The organism is Exiguobacterium sp. s130 (genome assembly GCF_018619055.1).
Lineage (GTDB): Bacteria > Bacillota > Bacilli > Exiguobacteriales > Exiguobacteriaceae > Exiguobacterium_A.
Genome location: NZ_JACSNI010000001.1, coordinates 25,894 through 41,868 on the forward strand (window position 1 = coordinate 25,894; position 15,975 = coordinate 41,868).

Genomic DNA, 15,975 nt, shown 5'->3' on the forward strand with positions numbered 1-15,975 from the left:
AAACGAGATTCCCGCCGGACGGAAATCTCGTTTTTTTTATTGTTTATCGTTCTTTTTATCCTGTTCCTTCTTGATCATCTTCTTTGCTGCTGAGCGGAAGCGGAAGATCAGGTAAAGACGATAGAAGTCGATTGCAGCGAACAAGGTCAGGAGGATCGTCCAGAAGTTGAAGACCGTTCCTGCCTCGACTGAGTTGTTGTAGGCAAGAAACATGAAAAGAACACCAAAGATGGCATAGAACAATGCCATGAAGTTCGAGCTTTGACGCATGAAAACACGACCTTTCGTAAATTAAGACATCGCGTAGATGGCAAGTACGACGATTCCGTTGTTAAAGACATGAATGGCGATCGGAGCAAGAATCCGGCGCGTCTTGACGAAGACGAGCGAGAAGACGAAACTCATCGCGACATAGATTAAAAATTTGTTGTCTTGGTGAATCAGTCCGAACAAGGCACCCGTCAAGATGAAGCTGAAGAAGAAACCGAGCTTCGAGGAGAGATTGCCGAACAGGATATGCCGGAACAAGAACTCTTCCATGATCGGTCCGAGCAGGACGACCATGACTTGCAGGAGTGGGATGACTTGGATCGCTTGGATGATCTGATCCGTATTTTGCGATTTCGCGACATTCTCGATCCCGCCTGCCATCCAGGCATCGATCAAGTTGACGCTGATCAAGAGCGCATACAGGAGCACGATCCCGATTCCGATCCATTTCAACGTATCCATCGGATCGGTTTGACGTCCCTCTGCCTTCCACTTCTGCCAATCGGGACGCAGGCAGTAGTAGGAGACGATGACGGCGACCGTGAAGCCAATCGCAAGCCACCAACCGGCGACGTCAGCAATGACGTTTTTCGGAAGGAAATACTGGAACGAACCCGGAACCAATTGGACGATCAGATAGATGATGATCGGGATGACGTGACGCTTTTGCCACTTCTCCGCCATCAGGAAAGGCAGACTGATTGGATTTTTCATCGTACAGGACACAACTCCTTTGTAATGAAGGTACTGTCCCGATTGTAACAAACAAACGGTCTTGGCGCACGATTGACGATGATTCAAAGGTGTCGATTTCGGGAAAACGGATAAAGGTTCAGGCTTGAATTCAGGAGAGAAAGCGTATAAGATAAAAATATGTTAGCACTCAACTAAAGTGAGTGCTAAAAAACAGTCATTTTCAAGGAGGATGTTTCGCATGTTAAAACCACTTGGTGATCGCATCGTGATCGAAGTCGTTAAAAAAGAAGAAACAACACTCGGAGGAATCGTTCTTCCTGGGTCAGCGAAAGAAAAACCACAAGAGGGTAAAGTCGTCGCTGTCGGTACAGGCCGTGTGACAGAGCAAGGTGTACGTGTACCACTTGAAGTGAGTGTCGGAGATCACGTCATCTATGCACAATATGCCGGTTCGGAAGTCAAAGTCGACGGCAATGAATACTTAATTTTACGCGAAAGCGATATTTTGGCAGTAGCCGAGTAATCTGTTCAATCATTTATAAGGGGGATTTCAGTCATGGCAAAAGACATTTTATTCAGTGAAGAAGCACGTCGGGCAATGCTCCGCGGGGTCGACGCATTAGCGGATGCAGTCAAAGTGACGATCGGACCAAAAGGACGTAACGTCGTTCTCGAGCGTAAGTTCGGTTCACCACTCATCACGAATGATGGTGTGACGATCGCAAAAGAAATCGAACTCGAAGATCACTTCGAGAACATGGGTGCAAAACTCGTCGCAGAAGTTGCCTCGAAAACGAATGAGATCGCAGGGGATGGTACGACAACAGCGACAGTCCTCGCACAAGCGATGATTCGGGAAGGTCTTAAAAACGTCACAGCGGGCGCAAACCCGATGGTCATCCGTAAAGGAATCGAAAAAGCAGTCCGTCGTGCCGTCGAAGAATTGCACACGATCGCTAAACCAATCGAAGGTAAAGAAGCAATCGCCCAAGTCGCAGCGATCTCAGCAGCAGACGAAGAAGTCGGTCAATTAATCGCAGAAGCAATGGAACGTGTCGGTCAAGATGGTGTCATCACGATCGAAGAATCACGCGGCTTCACGACAGAACTCGACGTCGTCGAAGGGATGCAGTTCGACCGTGGTTACGCGTCACCATACATGATCACGGATTCAGACAAGATGGAAGCGGTTCTTGAGAACCCATACATCCTCGTCACGGACAAAAAGATCTCGAACATCCAAGAGATTCTTCCAGTCCTCGAGCAAGTCGTTCAACAAAACAAACCCCTCCTCATCATTGCAGAAGACGTCGAAGGTGAAGCACTCGCGACACTCGTCGTCAACAAACTCCGTGGTACGTTCAACGCGGTAGCAGTCAAAGCACCAGGCTTCGGTGACCGCCGGAAAGCAATGCTTGAGGACATCTCGATCGTCACAGGCGCAGAATTGATCACAGAAGATCTCGGTCTTGATCTCAAGGAAACACAAATCACGCAACTCGGTCGTGCGTCGAAAGTCGTCGTCTCAAAAGACAACACGACGATCGTCGAAGGGCACGGACACGGCGATTCAATCGAAGCACGTGTCGGGACAATCCGTGCACAAATCGAAGAAACGACAAGCGACTTCGATCGTGAGAAATTACAAGAGCGTCTGGCGAAACTCGCAGGCGGCGTAGCCGTCGTTAAAGTCGGGGCAGCAACGGAGACAGAACTCAAAGAACGTAAGCTCCGGATCGAAGATGCACTCAACGCGACACGTGCAGCGGTTGAAGAAGGTATCGTAGCAGGTGGGGGAACAGCCCTCATTCACGTCACGAAAGCCGTTGAATCGATTCTGTCGGTCTCAACAGGCGACGAAGCAACAGGAGTAAACATTGTTCTTCGCGCACTCGAAGCACCACTTCGCCAAATCGCGGAAAACGCGGGTCAAGAAGGCTCAGTCATCGTCGAGCGTCTCAAGCATGAAGCGCCAGGAATGGGCTACAATGCGGCAACAGACGAGTATGTCGACATGATCGAGACAGGAATCGTCGACCCAGCGAAAGTGACGCGTTCAGCACTTCAAAACGCAGCATCCGTTTCAGCGATGTTCTTGACGACGGAAGCCGTCATTGCTGATAAACCAGAACCAGCCGGATCTGCTCCTGCAATGCCTGATATGGGCGGCATGGGTGGAATGGGCGGAATGATGTAATTCATGCTTCTAAAACCCATTAAAATAGGGGTTTCTGGACCTTAATATACTCTGAAAATACCTGAAGGGTAACAAAAGGGTAACATTTTCTTGAATAAGGGTCTGAATTAGAGGTTTTCCATGAGTTCTTTGAACTTTTGGGAAGCCTCTTTTTTCATTTCTTTTGCTTTCGTTTCCCAGTTTTAGGGTCTTTGCCTATATCTACAATGTAAGCCCAACTTGCTCCACATTTACATTTAGTACCCGTATATTTACAACGTGGCCGATATATATGACTCATATGTTATTCTCTCCTTACTTTTCTTCTAAACGTATTCTGTAGACCGCCTGCCTACAGGCATCATTACAATGCTCTCTTCGGCCAGATCGTACAAATGGTAACCGGCAGTCCTTATTTTTACAAATATAGACATTCTTAGAGTTGTTAATTGTTTGCCATAGGTCCCATAGGTCATAGTAAATTGCAGCAAGCAAATATCTAGAATATCTTTTTTCTTTAATCATGAATCTACTTAGGAATCTCAAGACGCCGTGTTTATGAGCTAATGCAATTAAGTGAAGAAGCAGGGGGAATAAGATGTTTTAAAATCGGAGCATCAAAGCGAGTAGATAAAGAAGACTTTGTTAAATGGATTGAAAGGAAGAAAGATGAATAGTGGTTATAAACTTGGTTAAAAGGAGATACTAGATTGATTAAATTTATTTCATCAAATGGGAAAGCTGCTCTAGCGTATGCAAGTAAATTGAATTGGTCAGTCTTTCCGCTTCATACACTAAACAAAAATCATTGTTTCTGTCAAAATCCTAATTGTCAAAGTCCTGGTAAGCACCCTCGTACAAAAAATGGATTAAAAGCAGCAACAACTAATCTCAATATTGGTTAAGACAGTATGTAGAAGGTGTAGCCGAATCCACTCAAACCCCTCCGCATCCAACTCTTCTAAATTGAATGCTTTTTTAAGTAACTTAGGAAAACAAAATAATTTAGAAAGTTACGTTCTTCCGTTTTTCCTATCGAATTGCACAAAATGTTACCTATTGTCTAATAATATGACGGGGGGATGGATGGGGCAAATAACATTAGAGGCAATAATAAAAGTGGTGGAAGAGGCAGAGGAAGAATGCGAAATAAAAATAGGAATTAAAGACTATTCCAATCGAGAGGAATAGTCTTTTTTTAAAATAAATTTATTTTATTATTATTTTCCTTGTATAATTTTTCGTAGGTAGTGTTATTTAAGAATTTAACTAATCATCAATTAAAATGAAGTATAAATATATGATATTAGATGTGCTAAAATAGGAATAAAGATTGGAAATTTGGAGGAATTTAAAAATGGCTGTTAAAGCAGATATAGATTTTCAAAAAGACTTATTCGATGCGGCAACTAGAATGCGAGGGAGTATTACTCCATCGGATTACAAGCATTACGTATTACCTTTAATCTTTTTGCGTTATGTATCATTACGTTTTGATAAAAGAAGAGCGCAAGTTGAAGAAATGGTTAATGACACTGAAAGTATTTGGTATTCCGATGATCATGAAGTAAGAGAAAATATCCTAAATGATCCTGACCAATATAAATCTGAAAATGTATTTATGATTCCAGAAGAAGCACGTTGGGCTTATATCGTTGAGAAAGCCAATGATAGCAATATAAAAGGTATATTAGACAATGCTATGAAATTGATTGAACAAGAAAACCCGGAACTTGAGGGGATTTTGCCGCGTATCTTCCAAGGTTCTAATTTACCTGCAGAAAATGTGGCAGGATTAATTGAAATTTTTTCTCGAGATATTTTTAGTGCTCGTCATGAAGATAGTGTGGACGTTTTAGGACGTACGTATGAATACTTTATCGGAAACTTCGCTTCAAGTGAAGGAAACAGAGGAGGGGAATTCTTCACACCTTCTTCGATTGTTAAACTTTTAGTTGCTATGATGGAGCCGATTGAGGGGACAGTGTTTGACCCTGCTTGTGGTTCCGGTGGTATGTTTATTCAATCAGAAGCGTATTCGAAAAGAGGAAATTCATTATCCTTTTATGGTCAAGAAAATGTTGAAACAACTTTGCGATTAGGAAAAATGAATGTCTTATTGCATGGGATGAATGCAGAAATTCGTCTTGGTAATTCCTTATTAAACGATCAGTATCCAGACTTAAAGGCTGACTATGTAATTGCTAATCCTCCTTTTAACGTTGATTCATGGGGAGCAGAAAGAATATCAAAGGATGACCCTCGTTTAATTGGCCCTGTTACAAACGCTAATGCTAATTATATGTGGATGCAACACTTCCTTTATCACTTAAAAGATGGAGGAACAGCAGGATATGTAATGGCTAATGGTGCCATGACTACGAATACAACTGGTGAAAAAGAAGTCCGTCAAAAGTTAGTTGATGATCATTATATTGATTGTATTGTCCAATTACCTGAAAAACTATTCTTTACCACAGGAATTCCATGCTGCTTATTTTTCTTAAGTAAAAGTAGAAAAGGAACAACCAAATTTAGGAAACGTGAAAATGAAATACTCTTCATCGATGCTAGAAAAAGAGGTTCTTTGGTGAGTAGAAGTCAAAAAGCATTTTCACAGGAAGAAATTAATCAAATCGCTAACATTTATCATGAATACAGAAGGCTAGACGGTAACCCAATAGAAGAAGTAGGATTCGCAAAAGTGGTTTCTACTGAAGAGGTGAAAAATAAAAACTATAAGTTAACACCGGGTATTTATGTAGGAACTGCACAATTAGATGAAGAAGATATAAGTTATGAAGAAAAGATGGAGGAAATTACCAGTAAACTTAGAGATCAGTTTGCAGAGAGCATCCGTCTTCAAGAAAGGATATTACGAGACTTGGAGGACTTGATATGAGTAGATGGATAGAAGGTACAATATCTGAGTTAATTCAAATCAATCCTACAGTTAGTTTAAAAAAAGGAAAGTCTTATCCTTTTGTAAGTATGGATGTTATTGAACCATTCTATAAACCTGTAGAAGCACATGAGTCAAGAGAGTTCACATCTGGTGGTGCTCGATTTCAAAATCAAGATACTCTTTTTGCAAGAATTACACCTTGTTTAGAAAATGGCAAAACAGCACAAGTAAAGAACTTAGATGGAAACATTGGATTTGGTTCAACTGAATTTATTGTTTTAAGAGGAAAAGAGGGCATTTCAGATAGTGATTTTATCTACTATTTATTTATAGAAAATAACATGCGAGAGAAAGCCAAACAATTAATGGTTGGTACTTCTGGTAGACAAAGAGTAGATAAGCAACAATTTGAAGAGATAAAAATTAAAATACCGGAATTATCTACTCAAAGGAAAATTGCTCAAATACTCGGAGATATTGATAAGAAAATAGAAATAAATCGTAAAATAAATGAAACGCTTGAAAAAATTGCTATAGCCCATTATAGGCATTGGTTTGTTGAATTAGGTCCATTTCGAAGAGAAACATTTGTAGAGTCTGAATCTGGTTCAATTCCTAATGGTTGGAGTATTAAGAGAGTTGATGAACTTGGTAGTGTAATTACAGGGAAAACACCTTCTACAAAAAAAACTGAATATTATCATGGTGAAACACCCTTCATCAAGATCCCGGACATGCACAATAATACATTTATTGTTAAAACTGAAACAACGTTATCAGATGAAGGTGTGAGTATTCAGAAAAACAAACTGTTACCTCCACTATCTGTTTGTGTCAGTTGTATAGCAACTCCCGGTTTGGTTGTACTAACAAATGAGTATTCTCAGACTAATCAACAAATTAATAGCATCATCTGTAACGAAGAAATAAGTCCTTACTTCACTTACTTATTTATGACTGAGTACTCAGAAAGTATTATCACATTGGGAAGTGGAGGAACAGCAACACTAAATCTAAATAAAGGTGATTTTTCAGCAATAAAGTTACTTGTTCCGGATAATAAAACGATGAAAGAATTCCACGAAGTTGTTAAAGATATTTTTGACAATATAAGAATTAATTCTATTATGAATTATCAACTTGCAAATGTTCGTGATTATATTCTTCCTCGACTTTTATCGGGTGAAATTGAAGTTTCCAAAGCAGCAGAAAGAGTAAGGGAGGTTTTTTCTAATGAGCAGCCGGAGCCGTCTGTATGAATCTGATTTTGAGGAGACTACGATAGAGAGGTTAAAACAACTTGGATATGATTATTTACCTGCTTATGAATGGACTTCCCGTCCTTCGTTAGCAGATGTTGTTATAGAGGCACGCTTGGAGAAATATCTTTATGAGACTTATCCTACTTTTCCAAAAGAATATATGCCTGCCTTAATGTCTCAGATTATTAATATAGACGGTGTTACTGTTGAACAGCGTAATGAACGATTTCATGAAGTATTAACAAAAGGGTTAGACTTCAAAATTGAACACGAAAATGAGGAAGATCGGTATTATCATATTTCTCCGATAAACTGGGAACAGCCGCTACAAAATGATTTCGTGGTAATGAATCAGTTGGCTATTGAAGGGAGAATGTCTAGACGTCCTGATATTATTGTTTACATTAACGGATTGCCATTAATTCTTTTTGAACTAAAAAGTCCATATATAGAAAATACCAGTGTTCAAGACGCTTATACTCAAGTAAGGAATTACACTTACGACATAGCACAATTGTTCACGTATAATGCTTTTTCGATTATATCGGATGGAACGACAACGTTACATGGCATGCCATTTGCACCAATCGAATTTTTTGCTGCTTGGAAGTCAATTGACGGTGTTAGGATAGATAATAATATAGCAAATACAATGAAAACACTTATAGAGGGTTTATTTCCAAAAGACCGTTTACTGAACTATATCCGCCAATTTATTGTATTTATGGACAATGGAAAAACAAAAACAAAAATTGGGGCGAAGTACCACCAGTTTTTTGGTGTTAACTTTGCAATACAAGAATCGATTCGGGCGACAAGACCAAACGGAGATAGAAAAATCGGTGTCATTTGGCATACACAGGGATCAGGAAAGTCTATATCCATGTTATTCTTTGCTGGTATCTTAATCCGTCATAGTGATTTAAAAAACCCAACTGTAGTGATACAAGTCGATCGCGCTGATTTAGATAATCAATTACATGATACTTTTGTAGAAGGAAAGTCACTTGTTGGACATGTAAAACAAGCGGACTCCGCTTCTGATTTAAGAGAACTCTTAAAAAATGAATCTGGTCAGATTGTTTTTACAACGATTGAAAAATTCAGATTAAAAGAGGCAGAAGGGGTTCACCCTGTTCTTTCAGAACGAGAAAATATAATAGTAATTGCTGATGAAGCACATAGAACACAATATAATGACGCTGGATATGCAGGACATATAAAAACAGCCTTACCGAATGCGAGTCATATCGGATTTACTGGAACTCCTGTAGATTTTGCAGGTAGAAGTACTAATGAAGTGTTTGGTAATACTATTCATACTTATGACATGCTACAAGCAGTTGAGGATAATGCAACTGTCCCTATATTTTATGAGTCTCGTTTAATCCGGTTGGGTATTACAAATGAAGAAATAGATAATCAAATTGAAGAATTAGATACAGAGGCAAGTACTAACGAATTCGAGAAACATCGTCGTGCATGGGCTGCTCTTGCAAAATTAGCAGGAACAAAAGAACGAGTTGAAGAATTAGCCAAAACAATTGTTAACCATTTTGCCGAAAAACAAAACGTAACCCCTGAAGCAAAAGGAATGATTGTTTGTATGAGCCGTGAAAATTGTGTGGCTTTATATAAAGAAATGAGAAAACTGCCGGATTGTCCACCAGTTGAAATTATTATGACTGGTGATGTTTCAAAAGACCCAGAAGAATGGCGTCAAAAGCAATTGGAAAGTGATTATGCTCATATTAAATCAAAAGAAGAGCAAGAGGCTGTAAAGGCTAAGTTAAGAGACCCTAAAGACCTGCTCAAACTAGTTATTGTACGTGACATGTGGCTTACAGGTTTTGACGCAAAACCATTAACATACCTGTATGTCGATAAACCTATGAAAGGGCATAACCTTATGCAAGCCATTGCAAGGGTAAACCGAATATTTCCGGGTAAACAAGGTGGCACCATTATTGATTTTATTGGAATTGCTACTCAGTTAAGGGAAGCAACTAAAAAGTATACTGACAGCGGTGGTAAAGGAGAATTAACTTTTGATATTGAGCAAGCAGAAGCCTTATTTTGGAGTTTTTTACATGAAGTTAAGGCTTTAGTTCCAAATGAACTTTCACCTAGCAATCTTTCACTTAATGAATGGCGAGCATTACCTAAGGTTGAAAGAGAAGATTTTATTGCTGAATTAGTTAATCATTTCCTAGGCACAAATGAGCAATCATTCTTAGAGGCTCAAGCAAGACTTTCCCAGTCACATAAACTTGTTTCTCATCTTACTTCTGTAACTGCAATTTCAGGGGAAGTATTGTTATATGACATTGTCAAAACTCAATTGCGTAAACTATCTAACCCTATTGGGGGAGATGGTCAAACTAATCAAGAATATGAAAAAAAATTAGCGCAAATTGTAAATGAAAGTGTCAGTTCCTATGATGCTTTAGATTTATTTGAAATTGCAGGAATTGAAAAACCAAACTTGTCTGTCCTTGACGATGCATTTTTAGCAGGATTGGTTGAAAAACCTCATGTTGATCTACGCTTAAAATTGTTGAAACAACTTTTAGAAGATGAAATAAAGATTAAGTTTAAGAAGAAAAATCCAAAAAGTAAGCAAATGAGCGAAATGTTAAAGAAAACGATTGAAGAATATCATAATCGAGTTATTTCGGCAGCAGACGTTATTCGCTTTATGGTAGAAATGAGAAACAACTTAGACGAAGAGACAAAAAGAAGAATGGATTTAGGACTTACTGAAGAAGAAGTGGCGTTTTATGAAATTATCGCAAATATGGAAAACGCCACATTCGAAAATCAGTTTATGGCAGATTTAGTCCATCAAGTTGTTAAAAATATGAAAAGAGAGTTTCAAGTTGATTGGACCAATCCGCATCGCCAAGATATCTTATCAAAAGTTAATCTCGCAGTAAAGGCAACTTTAATGAAAAATAAAATTAAGCCAGAACAATTAAAGTTCTTAACCAATGCTTTTATAGAAGAAGCCAAAGAACAATTTAAAGATTGGCCGATTGATGCTTAGTAAAAAATTCAAAACTAATAAAAAGATAGATATTTCAAAGAGAGTAGGATAAAATCCTGTTCTCATTTTTTTATTTTTCAAAGCGGAATATACGTTCGTTTTTAAGTTTATAAGTATAACTTAATCATAAGATAATGGAAGAGATACTCTTGAAAAAGCAGCATTTCATATTTAAAGGAACGGAATCTAAATTTGTAGAATTTCATAACTTATAAAGATGTATATATCAAGCGTACAATTGATGAAATTGGAGTAACAAAAGGGTAACGCAACCCTGTGTTACTCCATTAACTTGAGTTGAAGATGTTGCATTAAAGGTCATAAAAAAAACGCATAATAACGCGGGTTAGTTAGCATGTGTTAACTTACGTTAAACATGTTACAAATTAGTGGAAATATGGGCGGTATGATGTAAGATATTTCATCTTTAAGTACTGAATACTAATAAATAGGGTTCGGTACTTTTTTATAATTCATACTTTCGAAATGAATTGAATAATTATTTTTATATTTGTAATATTATACTTAATGTTTAAACGATACATAGAATTAACTAGAAGTGAATGAGGGGAGATTTAACATTTGATCGTCGACTTACGTTAGAGATTAAAGAGAGATAGGGGTTATCAAATGAATGAAATTTTAAAAGGTATAATAACGTCCGGGACGCTCATTATCGCTATTGGAGCACAAAATGCATTCGTTTTAAAACAAGGTTTATTAAAAAATAATATTTTCTGGGTAGCCTTGGTGTGTTTCTTATGTGATGTGATACTGATGTGCACGGGTGTATTAGGGGTCGGTACTGTTATTAAAAATAATACGTTTGCGAATGTTGGTCTTGCGATTGTCGGAGGACTATTTCTGCTATTATATGGATTCAAATCTTTTCGAAGTGCGTTTTCATCGTCAAGTGCAATCGATATTTCAACCGATGTTAAAATCATTCCCATTCACAAAACAATTTTAGTTACATTAGCAATTACACTTTTAAATCCACATGTATACCTAGATACGGTCGTCATCATCGGTGGTATAGCTGGGACTTTGACATTTGATCAAAAAGTCAATTTCTTGATCGGAGCTTTGATCGCCTCTTTTGTCTGGTTTTTTGGTTTAGGATACGGGGCGAGATGGTTAATGCCTGTATTTAAAAAACCGATGGCTTGGAAAGTATTAGATTTTGGAATCGGTTGTTTGATGTTTTGGCTCTCGTATCAATTGATTCAGTTTGCACTAGAAGCAATTTAAAAAGACTTGAAAATTAATAATGAAACACAAATAGACCAACAAGCTTGACTCCTCACGAGACGTGAAAAAAGTCAGGCTTGTTGGCTTTTTAGAAAACTAGACACGATGCGATTAATTCAGTTCATTCTCCTCAATAATTTTATCCGATAGCTTTAATTGTTCGCTCACCTCTTTCACCTGATTGCGACAGAACTTCATCTCGGTTTTTTTCTCAGTCGGCACGTCATAGCAGGTACCTTCACCGGATGCTTTCGTCAAATCCGCTTCATAGTAATAGTCCTTGTAGCGGAACGAACCGTCCCGGAAACCAGTCAGATTCGGTTTGTCGTCGACGAGGGATTGTCCCATCATATAGGACGTTTTGAGATTCAACAGATCAATGATTGTTGGCGCGATATCGATTTGTCCGCCATTTTCTTTCATGACCCGACCGGTTTGCTGGTCGGGTTTTTTGATGAATAGTGGGATGCGGCGCTCGAGTTCGAAAGCTGCAACCGGAGACGAAACATCCGCTTTTTTGCGCATCTCACTGCCTTCATTGACGAGTCCGCTATCGTGATCGCCATAAAAGATGACGAGGGACTGGTCCCAAAGATCGCGTTGTTTCAACTCATCGATCATCTTTCCAACACCAGTATCGACGTAATGGACGGTCTGGTAATACCGTTTCAACATCGAATCCTTATATCCGGACAAATCAAGCGTCTGATCTTCCTGATCGATCTCATACGGCGTATGACTCGTCAACGCGACTAAAAACGAGAAGAACGGTTCTTGCAGCGTCTCCATGTGATCAATCGATTCGAGGAAGAACTGCTGATCGTTCAGCGCCATTCCGATTTTCTTCTCTTTTGAATAATCCTTTTGGCTGAAGAAGTGCTCAAAGCCGATGTTCTTGTAGACATCGTCACGGTTCCAGAAGCCTTTTTCGTAGGCATGCATCGCTGCTGTATCGTATCCGTTCTTCTCAAGTAACGCAGGAAGCGCCTCGAATTCATTCGATGGATATTGCGTATAAACAGAGCCTGATTTTAATGGATAAAGTGACGTGTTCGTGATGAACTCAGCGTCCGAAGTTCGTCCTTCATGCGTCTGGTGATAGAGCGACGAGAAGTAGAGCGATTCCTTCTTCAATTGATTTAGGTTCGGCGTCACTTCTTCACCGTTGATGGATTGGTCGATGACTGAAGCCTGGAACGACTCGAGCTGCACCAGAATGATATTCGGTGTCTGCTTCGGACCCGTCGGATTCGTCTGTTCCTTTTGATTGATGCGCTGTTGTTCCTGTGCCGTCAGTCCGTCACTTGGTCGTCCAGTCACGCCTTTGAACACATCCCACCCGTGATAGCCCCAAAAGCCAAACAGGTAGTAGTCACGCATATCGGAGATCGTTGCCGTCGGTTGACGATCTTCCGTTAGCGTCCGGTACGTCAGCAGTGAAGCAGACAAGATGATGCCACTGACTGCAAGGATTCCCGCCGTCCGGCGGCGTGCTTTTGCTGTCGTCACTTCCGGTCGTTTGCGGAAAATAAAGAGCAGTAGGATGAAAATCAAACTATCAGCGAACAAAAGGAAATCTTGCGGTACGATCAAGGCGGTGAAGCCACTACTGACATCACTCATCTGCGTCATCTGTGAAAGGAGCGAGACAGAGAGGAAGTCTTCGAAGTAACGGTAGTACCACATGTCGGAAGCCAGCAGAAAACTGTGTGCGAGAAGTAGACCAAGCCAGATCCAGCGGCGTTTATTCCACGGAATCAATAACGTCCAGCTCGACAGAATCAGCATTCCGGCAAGGTTCATCAGTGTTAAATGAAGCGAAAGATCGGTCTTTGTAAAGTAACTAAACAGCATGAACTTCAGCATGCCGAGTAACAGATAGAGGGTGTAGCGAATTGCCATGGTCAGTACTCCTTACGTGTGTCGTCATACAGTCTTTACCCTGAATCGAAACGTGTCGAACGCTTAAGTGTTTTCTTCAAAAAGCATTAGAAAAATCACTGTATATGGAATAAAATAGAAGTAACCACTTATTTTTGAAAGGATGTTTTACATAGATGAACTGGAAACAATGGATGGGAAGTGCCGCGCTGATTTACGGTACATGGATGACGCTAACTGTCACTGCGGATGCTGCACCGTATGACGTCAAAACGAAAGATCAAGCAATCGTTGGATTTTACGATTTAGAGACAAAAGAGACGACACCTTATCCGAAAGACGTCTCACCATACATGGTGCTGCGAGCGACGTCAGCTGATAAAACGTTATTCTTGTATGAAGATTATTATGGAGACGAAACCGAGCATCCTTATTATTTGATTGATGCGAAGACGGGAGCTTCGGAACTGCTGACGCTTCCAGAAGGTAAGGAGTATCTACGTGTCTTAAATCACGATATGGTGATAGGGTATACCTCGTCTGATAAATTATCACTCTTTATTCGCGAAGGGGATCAATTCGTTACGCGTGATACGTTAGAAGTGACTGCTCGAAATCAGTTGCAGTGGATTGGACCGAATCGCTTCTCGATCCAACGAGAAGACAGTGCCGGTTGGTATGATGTAAATCCGGACGGTACATTCTCGAAAGTCCGTTCCGTTGATGTGAAGCGGTTCTCGCCTTTAACCAATGACTGGATCTTAGATGATGAACAGGACATGTTGCGTCACGTCGTCACCAATCAACAAATCACCTTACCGAAAGTCTCACGAGGATATTACGTTGAGGGAGCTTACGAAACGAAAGACGGATTGTACGTTCAACTGGTCGATTCCAGTTCGTCAAGCGAGTCATCGTTATTCTACTTAGATACAGCAAGTGGACAATTGACGACACTCGTTGACGATTCAAAGCAATTAGCGAATGAATTATTAGCCGATGGACAGGCTATCTACCGCAGTAAGGATCAAGCGACGATGTTATCGTTTGCGTCCTATTTACGCCAACCAATCGCAATCGACGACTTGACGAAGGATGATACGACATTGCTTGAAGGAACGGTTCTAGCTCCGAGCGTTGAGCTGACGCGTGTAGATGGAACGACAGGTATTGTTGAGCCCAGTAAACTATCGTTCAATGGGAATGTCGAACTGAAAAATGAGCTATTCACGATCACGACGACTCCGAAACGCTTGCCGTATAGTGAGTACCGGACGACATACACGACTGAAACTGGTAAGGTCTTGGAGGACCGGACACGTTATCAATACCAGCGTTACTTAAAAGCTCAGGGTTCAGCGATTCCGACCATCAAGGAAGGTACAACATCTTATAGCTTTAACATCGATCAAGCTGATGTTCCGGTGACGGTCTATGGAAAAGATGGCGTCCTCATCGGAAGAGCTGCCTCCGATGAGACAGGACGTGTCCAAATCAACGTGTCGACGAAAAATCTTGTCGGTCAGGTGACGCGTTGGACGTTCGGAAATACACGAGACTTCAATCAAGAAGCATCCGTGAACCGGACCGTCGCAGGTTATGAAGTGCCACGCATTACCCAGTCGAAAAACGATAATTTTAAATTCATTACATACCGCTTAGAAAGTGCCAAAGAAGGCGGTATCTATAAAATCTATGCAGGGAAACGACAAATTCAATCTGTTCCAGCAACGAAAAAGACAGAGATCACAATTCCATATACGAATGACTTAGCGTCATATCGTATTACACGAAGTGGTGAGTATCCTACGAAATCACTCTCTTTGAAAGATAGCGTGATGATTTACAGTAATCTATCCGCACCCCTAACGGATGAACACACGACGATCGAAGGAATTCTTGATGGAGATGCCGATTACGGAAAGCTGTATATTGATGGGAAATATACGGCATATATCGATCGTAAGAAAACGCAGAGTTTTGCGATTAAGACAAAACCATTGAAGGTTGGACAAGTCGTGACGTTCGTTGCCCGTAAAGGAACACAACTTCAAGTCTCCGGGCAGAAAGTCGTGGCAGCAGCCAATCCAACACTCAAGTCGTATACGACGTCACTCAGTCCGACGAGTACATCATGGAAAGTCAAAGCGACGAAAGGAAAGACGATCGTCGTCACAATCAATAAGAAGCGGTACACGAAACTCGCAACCGGTAAGACACAAACGATGACGTTCCCGAAGCAAAAACGAGGCACTCGGGTCACGGTACACGCGGAGTCGATCAAGCTGCGTAAGAGTAAGACCTTTAGTTTAACCGTTAAATAAGTGAACTGACAGGAATCCTTCAAGGCAGAAAATGTCTTACGGGATTCCTGTTTTGTTTTAAAATGGTCTTTGGTTCAAACGTTTGGTTGAAGAATTGGACAGAATTTCCTCTTGAATTCAAACAATTGACGTTAATTTGCGCAGAAAGCGGGAATAGAAAGCGT

General features: G+C 40.4%; 13 protein-coding genes. 9 read left to right on the forward strand and 4 right to left on the reverse strand.

All coding sequences use genetic code 11. From position 1 onward, the window contains the following. Positions 1-36: 36 nt before the first annotated feature. Together HZS85_RS00175 and HZS85_RS00180 are read right to left on the reverse strand one after the other, a co-directional pair. Positions 37-270: a DUF4305 domain-containing protein gene (locus HZS85_RS00175; RefSeq protein ID WP_214852032.1), complete on the reverse strand. Its 234-nt coding sequence runs from the start codon at positions 268-270 to the stop codon at positions 37-39. Positions 271-291: 21 nt separating this feature from the next. Beyond that, positions 292-984 (reverse strand): CPBP family intramembrane glutamic endopeptidase, encoded by a 693-nt coding sequence (locus HZS85_RS00180; protein WP_214852034.1) that lies wholly within the window; start codon positions 982-984, stop codon positions 292-294. Between the two features lie 220 nt (positions 985-1,204). On the opposite strand from HZS85_RS00180, the gene groES reads away from it, so the two are divergent. Together groES and groL are read left to right on the forward strand one after the other, a co-directional pair. After that, entirely contained in the window at positions 1,205-1,489 is a 285-nt protein-coding gene (gene groES, locus HZS85_RS00185) for a co-chaperone GroES (RefSeq protein ID WP_023469587.1), read from the forward strand. 33 nt (positions 1,490-1,522) lie between these two features. Further along, positions 1,523-3,163, forward strand: coding sequence for a chaperonin GroEL (gene groL, locus HZS85_RS00190; RefSeq protein ID WP_023469586.1), 1,641 nt, complete (start codon positions 1,523-1,525; stop codon positions 3,161-3,163). A gap of 154 nt (positions 3,164-3,317) precedes the next feature. Here groL and HZS85_RS16930 read toward each other — a convergent pair whose 3' ends face one another. After that, entirely contained in the window at positions 3,318-3,443 is a 126-nt protein-coding gene (locus HZS85_RS16930; RefSeq protein WP_214852036.1) for an Arm DNA-binding domain-containing protein, read from the reverse strand. A gap of 238 nt (positions 3,444-3,681) precedes the next feature. Between HZS85_RS16930 and HZS85_RS00200 the strand changes: the two genes are divergently transcribed. From HZS85_RS00200 to HZS85_RS00225, 6 genes are all read left to right on the forward strand, one after another. Then, the gene (locus HZS85_RS00200; protein WP_353048857.1) at positions 3,682-3,819 is read left to right on the forward strand and encodes a hypothetical protein; all 138 of its coding nucleotides are present in this window, start codon (positions 3,682-3,684) and stop codon (positions 3,817-3,819) included. A gap of 33 nt (positions 3,820-3,852) precedes the next feature. Further along, the gene (locus tag HZS85_RS16935) at positions 3,853-4,047 is read left to right on the forward strand and encodes a bifunctional DNA primase/polymerase (protein WP_214852040.1); all 195 of its coding nucleotides are present in this window, start codon (positions 3,853-3,855) and stop codon (positions 4,045-4,047) included. A 452-nt stretch (positions 4,048-4,499) separates the two neighbouring features. Then, positions 4,500-6,044, forward strand: coding sequence for a type I restriction-modification system subunit M (locus tag HZS85_RS00210; protein WP_214852041.1), 1,545 nt, complete (start codon positions 4,500-4,502; stop codon positions 6,042-6,044). Next, positions 6,041-7,306, forward strand: a complete 1,266-nt coding sequence (locus HZS85_RS00215) for a restriction endonuclease subunit S (protein ID WP_214852042.1) — start codon at positions 6,041-6,043, stop codon at positions 7,304-7,306. Before HZS85_RS00210 ends, HZS85_RS00215 begins: the two co-directional genes overlap by 4 nt. After that, entirely contained in the window at positions 7,281-10,355 is a 3,075-nt protein-coding gene (locus HZS85_RS00220) for a type I restriction endonuclease subunit R (protein WP_214852043.1), read from the forward strand. The genes HZS85_RS00215 and HZS85_RS00220 overlap by 26 nt, the downstream gene beginning before the upstream one ends. 630 nt (positions 10,356-10,985) lie before the next feature. Beyond that, a complete protein-coding gene (locus tag HZS85_RS00225) occupies positions 10,986-11,606 on the forward strand; it encodes a LysE/ArgO family amino acid transporter (RefSeq protein WP_214852044.1) in 621 nt (206 codons plus the stop codon). A 111-nt stretch (positions 11,607-11,717) separates the two neighbouring features. Here HZS85_RS00225 and HZS85_RS00230 read toward each other — a convergent pair whose 3' ends face one another. Next, positions 11,718-13,508, reverse strand: coding sequence for an LTA synthase family protein (locus tag HZS85_RS00230; protein WP_214852045.1), 1,791 nt, complete (start codon positions 13,506-13,508; stop codon positions 11,718-11,720). Between the two features lie 155 nt (positions 13,509-13,663). On the opposite strand from HZS85_RS00230, the gene HZS85_RS00235 reads away from it, so the two are divergent. After that, positions 13,664-15,811: a hypothetical protein gene (locus HZS85_RS00235; protein WP_214852047.1), complete on the forward strand. Its 2,148-nt coding sequence runs from the start codon at positions 13,664-13,666 to the stop codon at positions 15,809-15,811. The last annotated feature ends 164 nt before the right edge of the window (positions 15,812-15,975 follow it).

Bases quoted from the DNA above. Each gene is read 5' to 3' on its own strand.
- HZS85_RS00175 (WP_214852032.1), bottom strand. From the start codon at position 270: ATGCGTCAAAGCTCGAACTTCATGGCATTGTTCTATGCCATCTTTGGT.
- HZS85_RS00180 (WP_214852034.1), bottom strand. From the start codon at position 984: ATGAAAAATCCAATCAGTCTGCCTTTCCTGATGGCGGAGAAGTGGCAA.
- groES (WP_023469587.1), top strand. From the start codon at position 1,205: ATGTTAAAACCACTTGGTGATCGCATCGTGATCGAAGTCGTTAAAAAA.
- groL (WP_023469586.1), top strand. From the start codon at position 1,523: ATGGCAAAAGACATTTTATTCAGTGAAGAAGCACGTCGGGCAATGCTC.
- HZS85_RS16930 (WP_214852036.1), bottom strand. From the start codon at position 3,443: ATGAGTCATATATATCGGCCACGTTGTAAATATACGGGTACTAAATGT.
- HZS85_RS00210 (WP_214852041.1), top strand. From the start codon at position 4,500: ATGGCTGTTAAAGCAGATATAGATTTTCAAAAAGACTTATTCGATGCG.
- HZS85_RS00215 (WP_214852042.1), top strand. From the start codon at position 6,041: ATGAGTAGATGGATAGAAGGTACAATATCTGAGTTAATTCAAATCAAT.
- HZS85_RS00220 (WP_214852043.1), top strand. From the start codon at position 7,281: ATGAGCAGCCGGAGCCGTCTGTATGAATCTGATTTTGAGGAGACTACG.
- HZS85_RS00225 (WP_214852044.1), top strand. From the start codon at position 10,986: ATGAATGAAATTTTAAAAGGTATAATAACGTCCGGGACGCTCATTATC.
- HZS85_RS00230 (WP_214852045.1), bottom strand. From the start codon at position 13,508: ATGGCAATTCGCTACACCCTCTATCTGTTACTCGGCATGCTGAAGTTC.
- HZS85_RS00235 (WP_214852047.1), top strand. From the start codon at position 13,664: ATGAACTGGAAACAATGGATGGGAAGTGCCGCGCTGATTTACGGTACA.